The organism is Streptomyces globosus, assembly GCF_003325375.1.
GTDB lineage: Bacteria > Actinomycetota > Actinomycetes > Streptomycetales > Streptomycetaceae > Streptomyces > Streptomyces globosus_A.
The window spans coordinates 5,257,282-5,277,478 of sequence record NZ_CP030862.1 but is presented as its reverse complement, the minus strand read 5'-3'; the positions used below and the strand labels follow the sequence as shown (position 1 = coordinate 5,277,478).

The 20,197-nt window shown below is 73.4% G+C and carries 18 protein-coding genes and 1 pseudogene; 11 read left to right on the top strand and 8 right to left on the bottom strand.

Annotation, left to right across the window (positions count from 1 at the left end):
- The first annotated feature begins 546 nt into the window (after positions 1-546).
- The 5 genes and pseudogenes from C0216_RS23420 to C0216_RS23400 all read left to right on the top strand — a co-directional run.
- Positions 547-1,209 carry a TraR/DksA family transcriptional regulator gene (locus C0216_RS23420; protein WP_428985454.1) on the top strand — a complete coding sequence of 221 codons (663 nt, stop codon included), beginning with the start codon at positions 547-549 and terminating at the stop codon, positions 1,207-1,209.
- A gap of 145 nt (positions 1,210-1,354) precedes the next feature.
- Complete coding sequence (gene lspA, locus C0216_RS23415) at positions 1,355-1,915, top strand: signal peptidase II (RefSeq protein ID WP_114057186.1); 561 nt, start codon at positions 1,355-1,357, stop codon at positions 1,913-1,915.
- Positions 1,916-1,959: 44 nt separating this feature from the next.
- Positions 1,960-2,901 carry an RluA family pseudouridine synthase gene (locus C0216_RS23410; protein ID WP_114057185.1) on the top strand — a complete coding sequence of 314 codons (942 nt, stop codon included), beginning with the start codon at positions 1,960-1,962 and terminating at the stop codon, positions 2,899-2,901.
- 5 nt (positions 2,902-2,906) lie between these two features.
- Positions 2,907-3,410: a GNAT family N-acetyltransferase gene (locus C0216_RS23405; protein ID WP_114058863.1), complete on the top strand. Its 504-nt coding sequence runs from the start codon at positions 2,907-2,909 to the stop codon at positions 3,408-3,410.
- A gap of 46 nt (positions 3,411-3,456) precedes the next feature.
- A pseudogene (locus C0216_RS23400) lies at positions 3,457-3,747 on the top strand (cation:proton antiporter); the annotation flags it as partial.
- A gap of 147 nt (positions 3,748-3,894) precedes the next feature.
- Here the strand turns inward: C0216_RS23400 and C0216_RS23395 are convergent.
- Positions 3,895-4,995 (bottom strand): mechanosensitive ion channel family protein, encoded by a 1,101-nt coding sequence (locus C0216_RS23395; protein ID WP_246042663.1) that lies wholly within the window; start codon positions 4,993-4,995, stop codon positions 3,895-3,897.
- Between the two features lie 42 nt (positions 4,996-5,037).
- On the opposite strand from C0216_RS23395, the gene C0216_RS23390 reads away from it, so the two are divergent.
- Positions 5,038-5,616, top strand: a complete 579-nt coding sequence (locus C0216_RS23390) for a dienelactone hydrolase family protein (RefSeq protein ID WP_114057184.1) — start codon at positions 5,038-5,040, stop codon at positions 5,614-5,616.
- Between the two features lie 72 nt (positions 5,617-5,688).
- On the opposite strand, the gene C0216_RS23385 is transcribed toward C0216_RS23390, so the two are convergent.
- From C0216_RS23385 to C0216_RS23365, 5 genes are all read right to left on the bottom strand, one after another.
- Positions 5,689-6,678: a zinc metalloprotease gene (locus tag C0216_RS23385; protein WP_246042662.1), complete on the bottom strand. Its 990-nt coding sequence runs from the start codon at positions 6,676-6,678 to the stop codon at positions 5,689-5,691.
- A 188-nt stretch (positions 6,679-6,866) separates the two neighbouring features.
- On the bottom strand, positions 6,867-8,531 hold the full coding sequence (locus tag C0216_RS23380; protein WP_114057183.1) for an alkaline phosphatase D family protein: 1,665 nt from the start codon (positions 8,529-8,531) through the stop codon (positions 6,867-6,869).
- 134 nt (positions 8,532-8,665) lie between these two features.
- Positions 8,666-9,460 (bottom strand): thioredoxin domain-containing protein, encoded by a 795-nt coding sequence (locus C0216_RS23375; protein WP_114057182.1) that lies wholly within the window; start codon positions 9,458-9,460, stop codon positions 8,666-8,668.
- A gap of 53 nt (positions 9,461-9,513) precedes the next feature.
- Positions 9,514-10,203, bottom strand: a complete 690-nt coding sequence (locus C0216_RS23370) for a hypothetical protein (protein WP_114057181.1) — start codon at positions 10,201-10,203, stop codon at positions 9,514-9,516.
- A 62-nt stretch (positions 10,204-10,265) separates the two neighbouring features.
- Entirely contained in the window at positions 10,266-11,609 is a 1,344-nt protein-coding gene (locus C0216_RS23365) for a DUF2252 domain-containing protein (protein ID WP_114057180.1), read from the bottom strand.
- Positions 11,610-11,789: 180 nt separating this feature from the next.
- Between C0216_RS23365 and dnaE the strand changes: the two genes are divergently transcribed.
- Positions 11,790-15,329, top strand: coding sequence for a DNA polymerase III subunit alpha (gene dnaE / locus C0216_RS23360; protein WP_114057179.1), 3,540 nt, complete (start codon positions 11,790-11,792; stop codon positions 15,327-15,329).
- 80 nt (positions 15,330-15,409) lie between these two features.
- On the opposite strand, the gene C0216_RS33930 is transcribed toward dnaE, so the two are convergent.
- The gene (locus C0216_RS33930) at positions 15,410-15,577 is read right to left on the bottom strand and encodes a hypothetical protein (RefSeq protein WP_174250448.1); all 168 of its coding nucleotides are present in this window, start codon (positions 15,575-15,577) and stop codon (positions 15,410-15,412) included.
- A gap of 196 nt (positions 15,578-15,773) precedes the next feature.
- Here C0216_RS33930 and C0216_RS23355 point away from each other — a divergent pair, with 196 nt between their 5' ends.
- Genes C0216_RS23355 through C0216_RS23340 form a run of 4 tightly spaced genes read left to right on the top strand, consistent with a single transcriptional unit; the run spans position 15,774 to position 19,683 of the window.
- On the top strand, positions 15,774-17,069 hold the full coding sequence (locus tag C0216_RS23355) for an NYN domain-containing protein (protein ID WP_114057178.1): 1,296 nt from the start codon (positions 15,774-15,776) through the stop codon (positions 17,067-17,069).
- Between the two features lie 28 nt (positions 17,070-17,097).
- The gene (locus tag C0216_RS23350) at positions 17,098-18,138 is read left to right on the top strand and encodes an ABC transporter ATP-binding protein (protein WP_428985453.1); all 1,041 of its coding nucleotides are present in this window, start codon (positions 17,098-17,100) and stop codon (positions 18,136-18,138) included.
- Positions 18,135-18,914: an ABC transporter permease gene (locus C0216_RS23345; RefSeq protein ID WP_114057176.1), complete on the top strand. Its 780-nt coding sequence runs from the start codon at positions 18,135-18,137 to the stop codon at positions 18,912-18,914. The genes C0216_RS23350 and C0216_RS23345 overlap by 4 nt, the downstream gene beginning before the upstream one ends.
- 43 nt (positions 18,915-18,957) lie before the next feature.
- Positions 18,958-19,683: a hypothetical protein gene (locus C0216_RS23340; protein WP_216827107.1), complete on the top strand. Its 726-nt coding sequence runs from the start codon at positions 18,958-18,960 to the stop codon at positions 19,681-19,683.
- A 16-nt stretch (positions 19,684-19,699) separates the two neighbouring features.
- On the opposite strand, the gene ybaK is transcribed toward C0216_RS23340, so the two are convergent.
- Positions 19,700-20,194 carry a Cys-tRNA(Pro) deacylase gene (ybaK, locus tag C0216_RS23335; protein ID WP_114057175.1) on the bottom strand — a complete coding sequence of 165 codons (495 nt, stop codon included), beginning with the start codon at positions 20,192-20,194 and terminating at the stop codon, positions 19,700-19,702.
- Positions 20,195-20,197 lie beyond the last annotated feature (3 nt).

The window sequence follows — 20,197 nt, the reverse complement described above, 5'->3', positions numbered from 1 at the left end:
GTCCGGAGGGACGAGAGCCTGCCGCCCCCGCGGCGGGGACGTGCTCCCGCGGTACCACCCTCCTTGGCCTCCGGACGGGTCCGGCGGCCCCCTCATTGAGGTGCGAAGCCGGTTCTACTTGCCGTACGGGACTCCGCGCGCGGAGCCGTGGCGGCTTTCTTCCGGCGGCTCAGGGGTGATCCTTCACGTCGCGCTCGCCCCCGGGCTCTCACCGTCCCCGGGTCGCTCACGGCTGCGTCCGACGCTACTCGTCCCCGTCCATGCCTTTCGCTGGGGCCAGTGTACGGGGCGGGGCGCCGCGGGGCGGACCGGTTTTGCGGTGTCCGCGCGGCCCGGCCGGCCCGGCAGGGCGCGTGACCCGAACGGCCCGGTGCGCCGGCGCGGGCGGCGGCGGGCCGGGCGGGGCGGATTACCGGGCTCCCGGCTGGGCACAACGGATGCAGGTCGGCTCGGCGGGCGCGTGCCCCGTTGCCGCGCGACGGGAGCCGACTTATCGTTCCGGCACGATGCGCGAGCAAGGTCACAGTATGTGAAGGGGCCGCGGCCATGGTGGCGAAGAAGACCGCCGGGAGTCCTCCCGAGCAGGTTGTCGGCAAGGCCGCCCGCAAGCCGGCCGCGGCCCGCAGGACGGCCGCGGCCGCGAGGAAGGCCGCGGCCGCCTCGGCCGGGGCCGAGGCGGCGGCCCAGGCCGCGCGACAGACGGGAGCCCGGAAAGTGGTTGCCAAGAAGAGCACCGGCACAGCCAGGAAGACCGCCGACGCCGTCGTCGGCGGCGGGATGCCGGCGGGTGCCACCGCGGCCCCCGCCGCCCCCGGCGAGCTCGCCGTACGGCCGGGCGAGGACCCGTGGACACCGGCCGAGGTCGCCGAGGCCCGCACCGGGCTGACCGACGAGGCCGTACGGCTGCGCGACGAGCTGCACGCCTCGGACGAGGCGATCACCGGCCTGATGCGGGACTCCGGCGACGGCGCCGGCGACGACCAGGCCGACACCGGCACCAAGAACATCACCCGCGAGTCGGAGATGGCGCTCGCCGCCAACGCCCGCGAGATGCTGGAGCAGACCGAGCGCGCCCTGGAGCGCCTCGACGCCGGCACCTACGGCCTGTGCGAGAGCTGCGGCAAGCCCATCGGCAAGGCCCGCATGCAGGCCTTCCCCCGCGCCACCCTCTGCGTGGACTGCAAGCAGAAGCAGGAGCGGCGGCACTAGTGCCGGACGCACCACCGGAGAGCCCCTCCCGCACCCGGGGAGCCGTCCCGGGCGGCGCGGGCGGCGGACCCTGACGTACCCTCGTGTCTCGTCAGGGTCCCCGGAACCTGGCGGGAACCGGTTCGAGCTAGTTCGAGGGACTCACGTGGCAGAGGCGGAGCGCATCATCGGTACGCCGGAGGTCGGGGACGAAGCCCAGCCCGAGCCCGAGGCGCCCAGGGGGCGCCGGAGGATCGCGGCGCTGCTCGTCGTCGCGGCCATCGCCTACCTGCTCGACCTGGGCACCAAGATGGTCGTCGTGGCGGAGCTGGAGCACCAGCCGCCCATCCGGATCATCGGCGACCTGCTGCGGTTCGAGGCCGTCCGCAACCCGGGCGCGGCCTTCGGCTTCGGCGAGGCCTTCACGATCCTCTTCACGGTGATCGCCGCCTCGGTGATCGTCGTGATCGTCCGGCTGGCCCGCAAGCTGTACAGCCTGCCGTGGGCGATCGCGCTCGGCCTGCTCCTCGGCGGGGCGCTGGGCAACCTCACCGACCGGATCTTCCGCTCGCCGGGCGTGTTCCGCGGCGCCGTCGTCGACTTCATCGCGCCCGCCCACTTCGCCGTCTTCAACCTCGCCGACACGGCGATCGTCTGCGGCGGCATCCTGATCGTCCTGCTGTCCTTCCGGGGACTCGACCCGGACGGTACGGTCCACAAGGACTGACGGGGCCGGGACCGGGGCCCCGCCGAGTCCGGCATACTCGACGGGTGAGCACGATTCCCGAGATCCGCACCCTGCCCGTACCCGACGGCCTCGAAGGCGAGCGCGTCGACGCCGCCATCTCCCGTATGTTCGGCTTCTCCCGGACGAAGGCCGCCGAGCTCGCCGCCGCGGGGAAGGTCTCGGTCGACGGCAGCGTCGTCGGGAAGTCCGAGCGCGTCCACGGCGGCGCCTGGCTCGAGGTCGAGATGCCCGCCCCGCCGCGCCCCGTCGAGGTCGTCGCCGAGCCCGTCCCCGGCATGGAGATCATCCACGACGACGACGACATCGTGGTCATCATGAAGCCGGTCGGCGTCGCCGCCCACCCGAGCCCCGGCTGGACCGGCACCACCGTCATCGGCGGCCTCGCCGCCGCCGGCTACCGCATCTCCACCTCCGGCGCCGCCGAGCGCCAGGGCATCGTGCACCGCCTCGACGTCGGCACCTCCGGCCTCATGGCCGTCGCCAAGTCCGAGCGCGCCTACACCTCGCTGAAGAACCAGTTCCGCGAGCGCGTCGTCGACAAGCGCTACCACGCCCTCGTCCAGGGCCACCCCGACCCGATGAGCGGCACCATCGACGCCCCGATCGGCCGGCACCCCAGCGCCGACTACAAGTGGGCCGTGACCCAGGACGGCAAGCCGTCGGTCACCCACTACGACCTGATCGAGGCCTTCCGCGCCGCCTCCCTGCTCGACATCAAGCTGGAGACCGGGCGCACCCACCAGATCCGCGTCCACATGTCCGCCCACCGGCACCCCTGCGTCGGCGACCTCACCTACGGGGCCGACCCGACCATCGCCAAGCGGCTGAAGCTGACCCGCCAGTGGCTGCACGCCGTGCGCCTCGGCTTCGAGCACCCCGCCGACGGGCAGTGGGTCGAGTTCGAGAGCGGCTACCCGGCGGACCTCCAGCACGCCCTGGACGTGATCCGCGCCGAGAGCGAGTGACGGACGTGCCGGACCCCGCCGCGGCGCCCGCCCCGTTCACGGTCCGGCGCGCCGCCTCGCCGGAGGACCTGGAGGCCTGCTTCGCGCTGCGCACGGAGGTGTTCGTCGTCGAGCAGTCCGTACCGGAGTCCGTCGAGTACGACGCCTACGACGCGGCCGCGGTCCACGTCCTGGCCGTCGCGGCCGACGGGACCCCGCTCGGCACCGGCCGGCTGCTGCACGGCCCGGCAGCCCTCGGCAAGACCGGCGACCCGGCAGCCGGCTCGCTCGGCCGCCTCGCCGTCGCCGCGCCCGCCCGCGGCCTCGGCGTCGGGGCGGCGCTGGTCCGGGCGATCGAGGCGGAGGCCGCCCGGCTCGGGCTGACCGCGGTCACTCTCGGCGCACAGGTCCACGCCCTCGGCTTCTACGAGCGGCTCGGCTACGAGCCGTACGGCCCCGCGTACGAGGAGGCGGGCATCGCCCACTGCGCGATGCGGCGCACGCTGGACGCCCGCGGCGCCAGGCCCTGAATCCCCGGCCCCCGGCCCCCCGGCCGCGGGCCGGCAGGGTGGGGGAGTGGATCAGCTTGCCCTGCTGTTCGTGCTGCTGCTCGGGGCGGTCGTCTCGGTGCCCCTCGGGGACCGGCTGGGGCTCCCGGCGCCCGTCCTGATGACGCTGGCCGGGGCCGTGCTCGCCCTCGTGCCCGCCGTCCCGAACGTCGACATCCCGCCCGAGTACATCCTGCCGCTGGTGCTGCCGCCCCTGCTGTACGCCTCCGCGCAGCGCACCTCCTGGCGGCAGTTCGCCGCGAACGTCCGGCCGATCCTGCTGCTCGCGGTGGCGCTGGTCTTCGTGACCACCGCCGCCGGGCGGGAGATGCTGTCCGCCGCCCGGCACGAGGTGCTGGCGGCGCGCAGCGAGCCCGGCGCGGACCCGGAGGTCGTCGACCGGGTGCTGCTCCACCTCGACGTCCGCAGCCTGCGGGCGCCGTAGCGGGCCGGGGGCCGGCCGGGGTCAGGCGCGGGCGCCGGCGGTGGCGCCCTCCGCGGCCGCGCCGCCGCCGGTCCGGTCGGCGGGCGGCGGGACGGCGGCGGTGGTCGCGATGCGGGGCAGGGCGTACGGGTGGTGCTCCACCAGCCAGGCCAGCATGCGCTCGCGGACCGCGCAGCGGGCCGTCCACACGTCGGAGGCGTCCTTCGCCGTGAGCACGGCGCGGACCTCGATCGTGTGCGGTGTGGTGTCGGTCACGGCGAGGTCGGACGCCCGGCCGTCCCATGCGGGGACTTCGGCGAGGATCCGGCGGAGCTGGCGGCGCATGGCGTCGACGGGGGCGCTGTGGTCCAGGTGCCAGAAGACGGTGCCGGTCATCTCGGCGCCGCCGCGGGACCAGTTCTCGTACGGCTTGGCCGTGAAGTACGACACGGGCATGGTGATGCGCCGCTCGTCCCAGGTGCGGACCACCAGGAAGGTGAGGGTGATCTCCTCGACGGTGCCCCACTCGCGGTCCACGACGACGGTGTCGCCGATGCGGACGGTGTCGCCGAAGGCGATCTGGAGGCCGGCGAACAGGTTGCCCAGCGAGGACTGGGCGGCGATGCCGGCGACGATGCCGATGAGGCCCGCGGAGGCCAGGACGGAGGTGCCGACGGCCCGCATGGCCGGGAAGGTCAGCAGCATGGCGGCCGCGGCGACCACCACGACGGCGGCCGTCACCACCCGCTGGATCAGCGTGACCTGTGTGCGGACCCGGCGGACCCGGGCCTGGTCGGAGGTGCGGCCGGCGTAGCGGGCGTACGCGGCGTCCACGACGGCGGTGGCGATGCCGGTGAGCAGCCAGGCCGTCGAGGCGATCAGTACGAGGGTCAGGGTGCGGCCCACGGCGGGGGAGTGGTCGGGCAGGATCCCGGCCTGCCGGTAGGTGCCGCGCAGCAGGAGCGCGCACAGCGCGAGGCGGAACGGCCGGCGGCAGCGGCGCAGCATCACCCACAGCGGGGTGTCGCCGGGCCGGGCGGCGGCGCGGCGCAGCAGCACGTCGAGCAGCCACCCGGCGGCCAGGGTGGCGGCGAGTGCGCCGCAGGCGTACAGGAGGGGCCGGAGAAGGGTGTCCGTGTCCATGGCCTTCCGGGTAACCGGAACACGCGCTCGGAAACTGGCACGATGGGAGACATGGACATCATGCTCTTCCATTCGACGTACGGGCTGCGGCCCGCGGTGCACGAGGCGGCCGGGCGGCTGCGCGCTGCCGGCCACGAGGTGCAGGTGCCGGACCTGTTCGAGGGGCGCACCTTCGAGACCGTCGAGGAGGGCGTGGCGCACCGGGACGAGCTGGGCCGGGACGAGCTGCTGCGGCGCGCGGTGGCGGCGGCCGCCCCGTACTCCGACCGCGGGCTGGTCTATGCGGGCTTCTCCTTCGGCGGGTCGGTCGCCCAGCACCTGGCACTGGCCGACGAGAAGGCGCGCGGGCTGCTGCTCCTGCACGGCACGGCCGACCTGGGGGAGGACGCGTCCGTGGACGGGCTGCCGGTGCAGCTGCACGTGGCCGACCCCGATCCGTTCGAGCCGCACGACTGGCTGACGGCCTGGTACCTGCGGATGCAGCGGGCCGGCGCGGACGTCGAGGTGCACCGCTACCCGGGCGCCGGGCACCTGTTCACCGACCCGGGACTGGAGGACTACGACGCGGAGGCCGCGGAGCAGGCGTGGAAGGCGGCGGCCGGCTTCCTGGACAGCCTGTAGGGGCGGGGGAGGCGGCGAGGGGCGGGGCACCGGGGGAACCGGTGCCCCGCCCCTCGCGCGCGGTCGGACGGGTCAGGCGCGGTATGCGGTCCACATGCTGTTCATGCGGGCCACCTGGCCGGCGGTGAACTGGTACATGCAGGAGTCGTACGTGTAGTCCATGAAGTTGTGGATCGGGTCGGCGCCGGCCTTCCTGGCGCAGCTGTCGCGGCCGGTCGGGCACTCGTACGCGGCGCTCTTCTCGGCCGGGGTGTCGGCCACGGAGTCACCGCTTCCGTTGCAGCCGCCCTGGAAGGTGTGGTACAGGCCCATCCAGTGGCCGACCTCGTGGGTCGCGGTGTCGCCCTCGTTGTAGTTCGCGGCGGAGCCGCCCGGCAGCGAGGAGTTGAGCAGGACGACGCCGTCCATCTTCGGCTGCGAGGCGTAGGAGCTCGGGAAGGTCGCCCAGCCGAGCAGGCCGCCGCCGAGGTCGGCGGTGTAGACGTTGAGCGCGTTCGAGCCGCCCTTGCGCAGGGCGTTCTTCATGTCCTTCTCGGCCTGCGAGCCGTGGGAGACGCCGTACCAGGCGGCGTTGTCGGTGTAGTCGGTGGAGACCAGCTGGAACTGGTAGCCGGCGTTGACGTTCCCGGTGCCCTGGCCGCCGAAGGCGGCGTTGAGGACGGCGAGCTGGTTGCTGATGTCCGCGGCGGACAGCTTGCCCTGGGTGCCGTTGTGGATGACGTGGAAGTAGACCGGGACGGTCGTGGCGGCGGTCGCCTCGGCGGCGCGCATCTGGCGCTGCGGGCCCGTCTGGGAGAGCTTCTTGGCCAGGTCGGCGTCCATGGCCTTGACCTGGGCCTCCGTCACCTCGTTGGGTTCGTCGGCGTGCTTGTCGTGCGGCCGGGCGACGCGGGCGCCGGCGGGGGCGCCGGCGCCCTCCTCGGCACACTGCTCGGCGCCGGTGGGGGCGGCGGCCAGCGTGGCGGGGGCGGAGACGGGGGAGAACGCCAGGGCTCCGGCCAGGGCGGCCGGAACGAGCAGGCGGCGGCGGAGCTTGGGGGATATGCGGGCAGAGGCGCGCACGTGTACTCCTCGCGAGCGTGGTGGGGGGTGAGGGACTTCCTCACGCTGGCGCGAAGCTTATGTGTCCATGTCATGCCTGTGACAAGGCCTGTGTGTAAAAGATTTGTTGCTTGTGGGCCGTGAGGGGCGCCTGGTCTGAACCAAGCACCCCCCTCGCGCCGTAGAATTGACGGTTTGTCAGCGAATGATCAGTGCACCGGGCTCCATGCCCGCTCCACCTTCTGCGAGCCGCTCCGGGTCCGGTACGAGCGGGTCCAGGACGCCCGCGCGTCCTGCCGGCGCTTGTCGGACACGACGTAGTAGTCCATCTGCGAGCGCTCGGCCGTCACGTCCAGCACGCCGTACCCGTGCGAGTCCATGTCCAGCCACTTGACGTGCCAGTTCGCCGCCCGGATGGCGGTCTCCGCCGCCAGTGAGGCCGTGTGCGCGGGCACGTGCAGCAGGTCGTCGATGTTGTCCGAGGTCACCGAGGTGACGACGAACTCGGTGGCAGCCGTCCCCGAGCCGGGGTACGTCGCCATGTTCACCGGGACGTCGTTGGCGAAGGCCATGTGGATGTCGCCCGTCAGGAACACCGTGTTCCGGATGTTCCGGTCCCTCAGGTGCGCCAGCAGCTCCTTGCGGTCGTCGGTGTACCCGTCCCACTGGTCCGTGCTGATCGCGATCCCGCCCTGCGGCAGGCCGAGGAGCTTGGCCAGCGGCGCGAGCAGGTGCGCCGGCAGCGAGCCGAACGCCAGCGGCGAGATCATGACCGAGGTGCCGACGAGCTTCCAGGCGGCGTCCGACGATGCAAGGCCCGCCTTCAGCCAGTCCAGCTGCGCCCGCCCCGTGATGGTGCGCTCGGGGTCGTCCACCGCCCCGCTGCCCACCTTGACCGGCTGCGAGCGGAAGCTGCGCAGGTCGAGCAGGTGCAGGTCGGCGAGGGAGCCGAAGCGCAGGCGCCGGTAGACGGTGCCCGCGGTGGAGGGGCGCACCGGCATCCACTCGAAGTACGCCTGCTTGGCGGCGGCCGCGCGGGCGGCCCAGTCCCCCTCGGTGCCCGGCGTGTGGTTCTCCGCGCCGCCCGCCCAGGCGTCGTTGGCGATCTCGTGGTCGTCCCAGATCGCGATGACCGGATGCGCCGCGTGCAGGGCCTGGAGGTCGGCGTCCGTCTTGTACCGGCCGTGCCGGATCCGGTAGTCGGCGAGCGTGGTGGTCTCGTGCCGCGGCTCGTGGGGGCGGACGGTGTACTTGGCCTCGGGGTAGGCGCCGCTCCCGTACTCGTAGACGTAGTCCCCCAGGTGCAGGACCGCGTGCAGGTCGGCGCGGGCGGCCAGGTGGCGGTAGGCGGAGAAGTACCCGGACTCCCAGTTGGAGCAGGAGGCCACGCCGAAGCGGACCCGGTCCGTGCGGGCGTCGTGGCGGGGGGCGGTCAGGGTGCGCCCGACCGCGGAGACCGCGGAGCCGGCCGTGAACCGGTAGAAGTAGGCCGTCTGCGGGGCGAGTCCGCGGACGTCTGCCTTGACGGTGTGGTCGGCGGCGGCCGTCGCGGTGACGGTGCCGCTCGCCACGACGCGGGCGAACGCCCTGTCCTCGGCGACCTCCCAGGCCACCGGGACGGCCGGGCCGAGGCCGGAGCCGGGCACCGCCTCGGGGACGGGGGTGACGCGGGTCCACAGCAGGACGCCGTCGGGGAGGGGGTCGCCGGAGGCGACGCCGTGGAGGAAGGCGGGGCCGGCGGACGCGGCCGAGGCGGGCGTGGCGCCCAGGGCCGCCGCGAGCGGCGTGAGTGCGGCCGTGGCCGCCGCCGCCTTGACGACCGTACGGCGGCGGGGAGTTGCCGCAGCGGTGTGGGAGGTGAGATGACTGGTCACGGATCATCATATTACTGACGGGTATCACCGCGAGTACACACCTCGGACGGCAACGGGCGGGCGAACTCCAGGAGTCCGCCCGCCCGTTGGGAGGGGAGGGTGGGCGTCCGCGCCGCGGCGCGGACGCCCGGGGATCAGCCGGCGATGGCCTTGTCCACGGCGGCCGTGAACTCCTCCGCCGTCATCTTCAGGCCGATCTCCTTGCCGTCCATCTTCAGCGCGGGGGTGCCCTTCACGCCGGCCTTGTCGAACTCCTTGGACAGCTCGACCGCCCAGCGGTTGAAGGTGCCCTCCTCGACGGCCTTCTTGAACTCGGCGTTCCCCTTGAGTGCCGGGACCTGGTCGGCGATCTTCAGCAGGTAGGCGTCGTCGCTGAACTTGTCGTCCCGCTCCTCGGGGTGGTTCTCCTTGGCGTAGAGGGCGGTCTTGTACTCCAGGAACGCTTCCGGGCCGACGTTCAGGGCGGCGCCGAGCGCGCTCAGCGCGTTCTTCGAGCCGCTGCCGCCCAGGCCCTTGTCCAGGAAGGTCGCGCCGACGAACTGCAGCTTGTACTTGCCGGCGTCCAGGTCCTTCTTTATCTGCGGGCCGACGCCCTGCTCGAACTGCGAGCAGACCGGGCAGCGGGCGTCCTCGAACAGCTCCAGCGTCTTCTTCGCGTCGGCCTTGCCGAGGACGACGGTCGTGCCGTTGTCGCCCGAGGTGTTCTTCGGGGCGGTCAGCGGCGCCGTCGCCGCCTTCTCCCACTCGTCGGGCTGGTTGGCCTGGACGACCGCGTAGCCGATGCCGCCGGCCAGCGCGAGGGCGGCGACGACGGCGCCGGCGACCGTCACCTGGCGGCGGACCTTCGCCTTCTTCGCCTGCTTCTCGCGCTCGGCGCGCAGCCGCTCGCGGGCCGCCGCCTTGTTCGCTTGGCTGTTGCGTGCGCTCATGGTGTTCTCCGTGGGTGTGGTGCTGACGTGGAAACGGGGACGTGCCGTACGGGTCAGGCGCGCGTGAGCGCGCCGCGTACGGGAGGCCCCCTGAGCCCCACGGAGTGGACGGGGAAGCGGGTACGGGCGCCCCGGTCCGCCCGGTCGGGCCGCGGCCCGCGCCCGGGGCGGCCGGCCCGCACCGCCGCCGAGGCCGCGGCCAGCAGCAGCGGCCGGAACGCCGAGGCGGCCGCCGCCCTCAGCAGCTGGGCCAGGGCCCGCTCGCCGTGCCGCAGCCAGACCGCGGCCAGCAGGCCGACGCAGACGTGCGCGCCGAGCAGCAGCCACGGGGTCCACGGGCCGGGCGAGGCCAGCAGCGCGGCGGGGTCGCCGGCGGCGTCGGTGACCTCGGCCAGCGGTCCGCCGAGCGGCTCGCCGCCGCACAGCCCGTGCAGGCCGAGCGCGCGCAGCGGGCCGGACACCGGTCCGCCGGCGGGCCCGTAGCAGACGTGCTGGCCGGCGGTGAAGACGGTGTCGGCAGCCAGCTCCAGCGGGACGAGCAGGGCGGCGATCGGGCCGAGGCCCCGCTCGCGGCCCGCCAGCGGCCAGGCGATCACGAAGACGGCCGCGAAGGCCCCGGCCGCGAGGACCGGCGGCAGCGGCACCCGGGACATCAGGACGTGCGAGCCGGCCGAGAGCAGCACGACGAGCGCGCTGAACAGCGCGACGCGCAGCGCCCTCGGTCCTGCCCCTGACATCTCCATCGCGGCGAGTCTGCCACGACTCCCTGTGAATCCGTGCCCCGGGCTTCGCGCCGGGGGAGCCGCTACGGCCGGATCCGGCCGTTGCGGAAGAGGTCGACGAAGATCTGGTGGTCGGCCCGGGCCCGGGCCCCGTAGGCGTGCGCGAAGTCCACGAGCAGCTCCGGGAAGCCCTCCTCGTCGGCGGTGATCGCGCTGTCGATGGCCCGCTCCGTGGAGAACGGCACGAGGGTGTGGCCGCTGCCCGCCTCGTCCGCCGCGGCGTGCATGGTCGCCGTCGCGCGTCCCAGGTCGGCGACGACGGCCGTGATCTCCTCCGGGTCGTCCAGGCCGGACCAGTCCAGGTCCACCGCGTACGGGGAGACCTCGGCCACCAGCTGCCCGGTCCCGTCCAGCTCGGTCCAGCCCAGCCACGGGTCGGCGTGCGCCTGGAGGGCCCGCTGGGAGATCACCGTGCGGTGGCCCTCGTGCCGGAAGGAGTCCCGGACCGCCCGGTCCGTGACGTGCCGCGAGACGGCCGGGGTCTGCGCCTGCTTGAGGTAGATCACGACGTCGTTCTCCAGGGCGTCGCTGTGCCCCTCCAGCAGGATGTTGTACGAGGGCAGCCCGGCCGAGCCGATGCCCACGCCCCGCCGGCCCACGACGTCCTTCACGCGGTAGGAGTCCGGGCGGACCAGCGATTCGTCGGGCAGGGTCTCCAGGTAGGCGTCGAACGCGGACAGCACCTTGTACCGGGTCGCCGCGTCCAGCTCGACGGTGCCGCCGCCGGGCGCGAAGCGCCGCTCGTGGTCGCGGATCTCCGTCATCGACTCCAGCAGGCCGAAGCGGGTCCGGGAGCGGGCCGCGCGCAGGGCATCCAGCAGCGGGCCCCGCGAGGTGTCCAGGGTGAAGGAGGGGGCCTCGCCGTCGGCGGGGCCGGCGGCCAGGACGCCGATCCGCTCCCGGTAGGCGGCCGCGTACACCCGGACCAGGTCGCTGATCTGGGTGTCGCTGAGGGCCTTGGTGTAGCCGATCAGGGCGACGGAGGCCGCGAACCGCTTCAGGTCCCAGGTGAAGGGGCCGACGTAGGCCTCGTCGAAGTCGTTGACGTTGAAGACCAGGCGGCCGCCCGCGTCCATGTACGTGCCGAAGTTCTCGGCGTGCAGGTCGCCGTGGATCCAGACGCGGCCGGTCCGGTCGTCGAGGTAGGGGCGCCGGCCCCCGCCGGCCCGCCCGGCCCACTCGTGCTCCAGGTCGGCGTAGAAGAGGCAGGCCGTGCCGCGGTAGAAGGCGAAGGCGGAGGCGGCCATCCTGCGGAACTTGACCTGGAAGGCCGCGGGGTCCGCCGCGAGGAGCTCGCCGAAGGCGGTGCCGAAGACGTCGAGTATCTGCTCGGCGCGCTGTTCGTTCGTCGTCTCGGGGACCGCCATGGCGGGTTCCTCCTGGTGCACGGGCTGGTACGGGTTCCGACCGGGTGGACGCGGGAGCGGAGCCCCTGGTTCTGCAACGCCCGACCGTACCGCCCGCCGCCCGGAATGTGTCCCCCGCGCGACGTAGGATTCGAAGCTGCCCCCCCTGTCCCGAGCCCCAGCCCCCAGGAGTACAGCGCCGTGGCCAAGACGCCGTTCACGCACCTGCACGTCCACACCCAGTACTCGCTGCTGGACGGTGCCGCGCGGCTCAAGGACATGTTCAACGCCTGCAATGAAATGGGCATGACGCACATCGCCATGTCCGACCACGGCAACCTGCACGGCGCCTACGACTTCTTCCACTCCGCGCAGAAGGCCGGGATCACCCCGATCATCGGCATCGAGGCGTACGTCGCCCCCGAGTCCCGGCGCAACAAGCGCCGCATCACCTGGGGCCAGCCCCACCAGAAGCGGGACGACGTCTCCGGCTCCGGCGGCTACACGCACAAGACGATCTGGGCGGCGAACAGCACCGGCCTGCACAACCTCTTCCGGCTCTCCTCCGACGCCTACGCCGAGGGCTGGCTGACCAAGTGGCCCCGCATGGACAAGGAGACCATCTCCCAGTGGTCCGAGGGCCTGATCGCCTCCACCGGCTGCCCCTCGGGCGAGGTGCAGACCCGGCTCCGCCTCGGCCAGTTCGACGAGGCGCTCAAGGCCGCGTCCGACTACAAGGACATCTTCGGCGAGGGCCGCTACTTCCTGGAGCTGATGGACCACGGCATCGAGATCGAGCGCCGGGTCCGCGACGGCCTGCTGGAGATCGGCCGGAAGCTCGGCATCCCGCCGCTGGTGACGAACGACTCCCACTACACGTACGCGCACGAGGCCGGCGCCCACGACGCCCTGCTCTGCATCCAGACCGGCAAGAACCTCTCCGACCCCGACCGCTTCAAGTTCGACGGCACCGGCTACTACCTGAAGTCCACCGACGAGATGTACGCCATCGACTCCTCGGACGCCTGGCAGGAGGGCTGCGCCAACACGCTGCTGGTCGCCGAGCAGGTCGACACCGAGGGCATGTTCCAGTTCCGGAACCTCATGCCCAAGTTCGACATCCCGGAGGGCTACACCGAGGTCACCTGGTTCCGCGAGGAGACCATGCGCGGGATGCACCGCCGCTTCCCCGGCGGCATCCCCGAGGACCGCATGAAGCAGGTCGAGTACGAGATGGACACGATCATCTCGATGGGCTTCCCCGGCTACTTCCTCGTGGTCGCCGACTTCATCATGTGGGCCAAGAACCAGGGCATCGCGGTCGGCCCCGGCCGCGGCTCCGCGGCCGGCTCGATCGTCGCCTACGCGCTCGGCATCACCGACCTCGACCCGATCCCGCACGGCCTGATCTTCGAGCGCTTCCTCAACCCCGAGCGCATCTCCATGCCCGACGTCGACATCGACTTCGACGAGCGCAGGCGCGTCGAGGTGATCAGGTACGTCACCGAGAAGTACGGCCAGGACAAGGTCGCCATGATCGGCACCTACGGCACCATCAAGGCCAAGAACGCGATCAAGGACTCCGCGCGCGTCCTCGGCTACCCCTACGCCATGGGCGACCGGATCACCAAGGCCATGCCCGCCGACGTCCTCGGCAAGGGCATCCCGCTCTCCGGCATCACCGACCCCGCCCACCCCCGGTACTCCGAGGCCGGCGAGGTCCGCGCGATGTACGAGAACGAGCCGGACGTGAAGAAGGTCATCGACACCGCCCGCGGCGTCGAGGGCCTGGTCCGCCAGATGGGCGTGCACGCCGCCGGCGTGATCATGTCCAGCGAGCGGATCACCGACCACGTGCCCGTCTGGGTGCGGCACACGGACGGCGTCACCATCACCCAGTGGGACTACCCGAGCTGCGAGGCGCTCGGCCTGCTGAAGATGGACTTCCTCGGCCTGCGCAACCTCACGATCATGGACGACGCCGTCAAGATGGTGAAGGCCAACAAGGGGATCGACATCGACCTCCTGGCCCTCCCGCTCGACGACCCCAAGACCTTCGAGCTCCTCCAGCGCGGCGACACCCTCGGCGTCTTCCAGTTCGACGGCGGCCCCATGCGCTCGCTGCTGCGCCTGATGAAGCCCGACAACTTCGAAGACATTTCCGCCGTGTCCGCGCTCTACCGCCCGGGCCCGATGGGCATGAACTCGCACACCAACTACGCCCTGCGCAAGAACGGCCAGCAGGAGATCACCCCGATCCACCCCGAGCTGGAGAAGCCGCTCGAAGAGGTCCTCGCGGTCACCTACGGCCTGATCGTCTACCAGGAGCAGGTGCAGAAGGCCGCGCAGATCATCGCCGGCTACTCGCTCGGCGAGGCCGACATCCTCCGCCGCGTCATGGGCAAGAAGAAGCCCGAGGAACTGGCCAAGAACTTCACGATCTTCCAGGCCGGCGCCCGGAAGAACGGCTACAGCGACGAGGCCATCCAGGCCCTCTGGGACGTCCTGGTCCCCTTCGCCGGCTACGCCTTCAACAAGGCCCACTCCGCCGCGTACGGCCTCGTCTCCTACTGGACCGCCTACCTCAAGGCCAACCACCCGGCCGAGTACATGGCGGGCCTGCTCACCTCGGTCAAGGACGACAAGGACAAGTCGGCCGTCTACCTGAACGAGTGCCGCCGCATGGGCATCAAGGTGCTGCCGCCGAACGTGAACGAGTCCGAGTCGAACTTCGCCGCCCAGGGCGACGACGTGATCCTCTTCGGCCTCACCGCCGTCCGCAACGTCGGCCAGAACGTCGTCGACTCGATCATCAAGACCCGCAAGTCGAAGGGGAAGTTCTCCTCCTTCCCCGACTTCCTCGACAAGGTCGAGGCCGTCGTCTGCAACAAGCGGACCGTCGAGTCGCTGATCAAGGCCGGCGCCTTCGACGAGATGGGCCACACCCGCAAGGGCCTCGTCGCCCAGCACGAACCCATGATCGACAACGTGGTGGCGGTCAAGCGCAAGGAGGCCGAGGGCCAGTTCGACCTCTTCGGCGGCATGGGCGACGAGGACAGCGGCCAGCCCGGCTTCGGCCTCGACGTCGAGTTCTCCGACGTCGAGTGGGAGAAGTCCTACCTGCTCGCCCAGGAGCGCGAGATGCTCGGCCTCTACGTCTCCGACCACCCGCTCTTCGGCCTGGAGCACGTCCTGTCCGACAAGACGGACGCCGGCATCTCCCAGCTGACCGGCGGCGAGCACGCCGACGGCGCCGTCGTCACCATCGGCGGCATCATCTCGGGCCTCCAGCGCAAGATGACCAAGCAGGGCAACGCCTGGGCCATCGCCACCGTCGAGGACCTGGCCGGCTCCATCGAGTGCATGTTCTTCCCCGCCACCTACCAGCTGGTCTCCACCCAGCTCGTCGAGGACGCCGTCGTCTTCGTCAAGGGCCGCCTCGACAAGCGGGAGGACGTCCCCCGCCTCGTCGCCATGGAGCTGATGGTCCCCGACCTGTCCTCCGCCGGCACCAACGCCCCCGTCGTCCTGACCATCCCCACCGTCAAGGTCACCCCTCCGATGGTCACCCGGCTGGGCGAGATCCTCCGGCACCACAAGGGCAACACCGAGGTGCGGATCAAGCTCCAGGGCCCCCGCAGCACCACCGTGCTGCGCCTGGACCGGCACCGGGTCCAGCCCGACCCGGCCCTCTTCGGCGACCTGAAGGTCCTCCTCGGACCCTCCTGCCTCGCCGGATGACCCCACGGGGCCCGAACGCCGCGAAGGGCGCGCCCGGAGGTCCGGGCGCGCCCTTCGCGCGTACGCGTCGCAGCGCGGCGTCAGTTGTGGCCGAAGCGCCTCTGCTTGCCCTTGCGCGCCATGTCCATCGGACTCGGCGCGGAGGAGTGCGCCTCGGCCGGCGAATCCGCCGTGCTGCGCGAGGCCTCCGGACCGGACGATCGCGACTGCTGCTTGGCGGGGGTCTTCTGGTTCTTGTTCTTGGCCATGGTGGAACCTCCGTGAGGGTCTAGGGGCCAGGACCGCATTCACACTCACACAGCGCCACAGACCGCGCATTTTGGATCTTTCGTCGCAGAACCGTACAGACGCACCGGATCCGCCACGCCGATGATCGAGTTCCGGCCGTCAAGCCCCATGCCGTCGGGCAGACTCGGGTAAAACCCGAGGACCCCCACGGAAGAGGTGGAACGCGTGGACCGCTGCGTCGTCCTGGTGGACGCCGGCTATCTGCTGGGCGCCGCCGCCAGCCTTCTCGCGGGCGAGCCCTCCCGCTCCCGCATCACCGTCGACCACGCCGCCCTCATCCAGGCCCTGCGCGAACGCGCCGAGGCCGACACCCGGCAGCCCCTGCTGCGCATCTACTGGTTCGACGGCGCACCCGACCGGGTGCCGCAGCCCGAGCACCGGCGGCTGCGCGTCATGCCCCGCGTCACCGTCCGCCTGGGCGCCCTGACCCGCAGCGACGGCCGCTGGGCCCAGAAGGGCGTCGACGCCGCCATGCACGCGGAGCTCACCGAACTCGCCCGCAACCGGGCCTGCTCCGACATCGTCCTCGTCACCGGCGACGGCGACCTGCTGCCCGGCCTGATGTCCGCCAAGGAGCACGGCGTCGCCGTCCACCTGTGGGCCGTCCAGGCCGCCGACGGCGACTACAACCAGTCCGAGGACCTCGTCGCCGAGGCCGACGAGCGCCGCGTCCTCGACCGGGCCTGGATCACCCGGGCCGTCCGCGCCAAGGACCTCGCCGGGCTGTGCTCCCCGCCGCCCGCCCCCCGGCCCGAGATCGCCGCCATCCTCTCCGCCCCGCTCCCCGAGGCCGCCCTCGCCGAGGCGGCCCGCAGCTCCGGTACCGGGCCCGCCGGCACCGCCCAGGCCCCCGCCGAACCCCAGGGCGCCGCCGCCCCCGTACCCGCGCCCGCCGCCGGCGGGAAGCCCGTACCCACCCCGAAGGACCTCGCCGGCGCCCTGCGCGCACCCGGCCACCAGCAGGGCTCCCCGTCCGCCGCCCCCTCCCCGGCCAGCGCCCTGCGCTGGTCCTCCGACCGGGGCTGGATCGACCGGGCCGGACCGCTCGGCGAGCCCGCCGAGACCGCCTCCCTGCCCACCCTCGCCCAGCTCACCAGCGCCGAGCAGCGCTGGGCCGACCGGGAGGAGGACATCACCACCGTCGGCGGCGACCCCTTCGAGGTCGGACAGGTCTTCGCCCGGCGCTGGATGGAGCGCCTCCCCGAGGCCGCCCACCTCCACAGGCTCGCCACCATGTACCCGCGGATCCCGCACCGCATCGACGGCGAGCTCCTGCGCTACGCCGCCCGCTTCGGCCTGCTCGCCCACAAGGACGACCAGATCGACGAACACGACCGCTACGCCATCCGCGCGGGCTTCTGGAGGGAGATCGACGTGCGCGCCGCGGCCGACCGCGTCGCCGCCCCGCCGGCCGCCGTGCCGGGCGCCCCGGCGACCCCGGCGCCCGAGTAGGGCCCGGAGCCGCGTAGGCTGCTCCCTCGTGAGTACGGGCACAGCACCAGCGAGACCGCAGGGCGGCAGCGGCACGGCAGCGGCCGACGGCGTGGTCTGCGCGGTGCGTGACCTGGTCAAGACGTACCCCGCGGTCCGCGGCCGGCGCGGCGCACCCGCCCTGCCCGAGACCCGCGCCACCGACGGCATCTGCCTCGACGTGCGGCGCGGAGAGGTCTTCGGGCTCCTCGGCCCCAACGGCGCCGGCAAGTCCACCCTGGTCCGCCAGCTCACCGGGCTGCTGCGGCCGGACTCCGGCTCCGTCACCCTGCTCGGACACGACATCGTCCGCCGCCCCGAACTCGCCTCCCGCCTCCTCGCCTACCTCGGCCAGGAGTCCACCGCCCTCGACGAGCTCACCGTCTCCCTGGCCGCCGAGACCACCGCCCGGCTGCGCGGCCTCGACCTGCGCGCCGCCCGCGCCGCCCGCGACGCCGTCCTGGAGGAGCTCGGGCTGACCCCGATCGCCGGGCGCCCCCTGAAGAAGCTCTCCGGCGGCCAGCGGCGGCTCGCCTGCTTCGCCGCCGCCCTCGTCGGCGAGCGCCCGGTGCTCGTCCTGGACGAGCCCACCACCGGCATGGACCCCGTCGCCCGGCGCGCCGTCTGGGCCGCCGTGGACCGGCGGCGCGCCGAGCACGGCGCCACCGTCGTCCTGGTCACCCACAACGTCATCGAGGCCGAGACCGTCCTCGACCGGGTCGCCGTCATCGACCAGGGCAGGGTCATCGCCTGCGACACGCCCGCCGCGCTGAAGGCCCGCGTCTCCGACGAGGTCCGCCTCGAACTCGTGTGGCGCACCGCGCCGCCCCTCGGCATCCCCGCGATCAGCGCCCTGGCCGGCGCCGCCGCCGAGTCCGGCCGCCGGTGGGTGCTGCGGCTCACCCCGGACGAGGCGCGCGCCGCGGTCGCGGCCGTCACCGGCGGGCCCGCGTTCGCCGCCCTCGACGACTTCACGCTGGCGACCCCGAGCCTGGAGGACGTCTACCTCGCGCTGGGCGGGCGTACCGCGAAGGGCCTGGTGAAGTCGTGAGCGCCGCCGCCTCCGTCCCCCTCGGCACGCCCGCCCCGCGGGCCCGGCTCCTGCCGTCGCTGGCCGCCGTGTACCGGGCGCAGCTGTCGCGGGCCCGCGTCGCGCGCATCCCGCTGCTGTTCGTCGCCACCTTCCAGTCAGTCGGCATCATGGTCCTGATGCGGGGCGTCGTCGACGGCGGCTCGGAGGCGCGGGCCGTCGTGGCCGGCTCGTCCGTCCTGGTCGTCGCGTTCGTCGCGCTCAACCTGCTGGCCCAGTACTTCGGCCAGCTGCGGGCCGGCGGCGGGCTCGACCACTACGCCACGCTGCCCGTCCCGCCCGCCTCGGTGGTGCTGGGCGCGGCCGCCGCGTACGCCTCCTTCACCCTCCCCGGCACGCTCGTGACCGCCGTCATCGGCTGCCTGCTGTTCGGGCTGCCCATGAGCGGGCTGTGGATCCTCGCCGCGGTCGTCCCGCTGGCCGGGGCGGCGCTCGCCGGACTCGGCGCGGCCCTCGGCCTGCTCGCCCCGCGCCAGGAGCTCGCCACGCTGGCCGGGCAGCTCGGCATGTCGGCGGCGCTGCTGCTGGGGGTGCTGCCGCCGGAACGGATGCCCGAGGTGATCGTGTGGGCGCGCGACCTGCTGCCGTCCACGTACGGGGTGGAGGCGTTCGCCCGGACGTTCTCCCCGGACCCGGACTGGGCGGCCGTCTGCCTCGACCTCGGCGTGTGCGCGGCCGTGGGCGTCCTGTCGCTGTCCGCCGCGACGTGGGCGTACCGGCGGGCCGCCGTCCGCTGACTCCGGTTCCGCCTCGGGCCGCCGCACCTGGCACGATGTGGAGGTGACCGAAGCCGTGACCACACCGCCCCCCGCCGAACCGCCGTCGCCGCCCGGCACGCCGGGCGGATCCGCTGCGGGCACCGCCCTCGCGGACGTCCGGGACGCGGCCGCCATCACCCTGGCCACCGGTGCGGCCGGCGCCCTCCTCGGAGTGCTGTGGGCCTGGCTCGCGCCGCGGACGCAGTACGTCTCCAACGGCGAGGCCGTGTTCCTGCGGAACACCGAGAGCGAAGCCCGCGTGGGCGCCGACGGCACCTTCCTGCTGCTCGGCGTCGGACTCGGCGTGCTGAGCGCGGTCCTGGTCTTCCTGTGGCGGCGCCGCGGCGGCGTCGCCCAGGCCATCGGCCTCGGAATCGGCTCCTGCTTCGCCTCCCTGCTCGGCTGGCGGGCGGGGCTCCGGCTGGGACCCCCGGCCGACATCGCCGCCTCCGCCGCGGCGGCCGGCAAGGGCGTCCCCTTCGACGCGCCGCTCCAGCTCCTCGCCCACGGGGCGCTGCTGGCCTGGCCGATGGCCGCGCTCGCCGCCTACCTGGGGCTCATCGCCGTATGGGGGCCGCAGGACCCGGACCCGCACGAGGCGGGCGCCGAGCCCGCCGGGGCGGCCGTGTACCCGCCGCCGTACGCCCACGCCGAACCGCAGGGCGGCCAGGCGCCCCGCACCCGCGAGGACCGCGGCGGGCCGCAGCCGCCGGCCGGGCCCGCCGCCGCGGGGCCCCCGCACGCCTGACCGGCGGCCGGGCCGGTCAGGCGCGGGCGATCGGCGCCAGGACGGCCTGCGTCAGCCCGGCCAGCGTGCCGGGCGCCAGCTCGACCTCCAGGCCGCGCCGGCCCGCCGACACGCAGACCGTGGAGTGCGCGTCCGCCGAGGCGTCCACCACCGTCCGCAGCCGCCTGCGCTGCCCCAGCGGCGAGATGCCGCCGAGCACGTAGCCGGTCGTCCGCTCCGCCAGCGCAGGGTCCGCCATCGCCGCCCGCTTGCCGCCGACCGCCGCGGCCAGCGCCTTGAGGTCCAGGCTCCCGGACACCGGGACCACCGCCACGGTCAGGACGCCGTCCACGTCCGCCACGAGCGTCTTGAACACCCGGTCCGGGCTCACGCCCATCGCCTCGGCGGCCTCCTGCCCGTACGAGGGGTGCGCCGGGTCGTGCTCGTAGGCGTGCACGGTGAAGGGCGCGCCCGCCGCCGCCAGGGCGGCGATCGCCGGTGTCGCCGCGGCCGCGGCCTTCTTCTTCGCCATCGG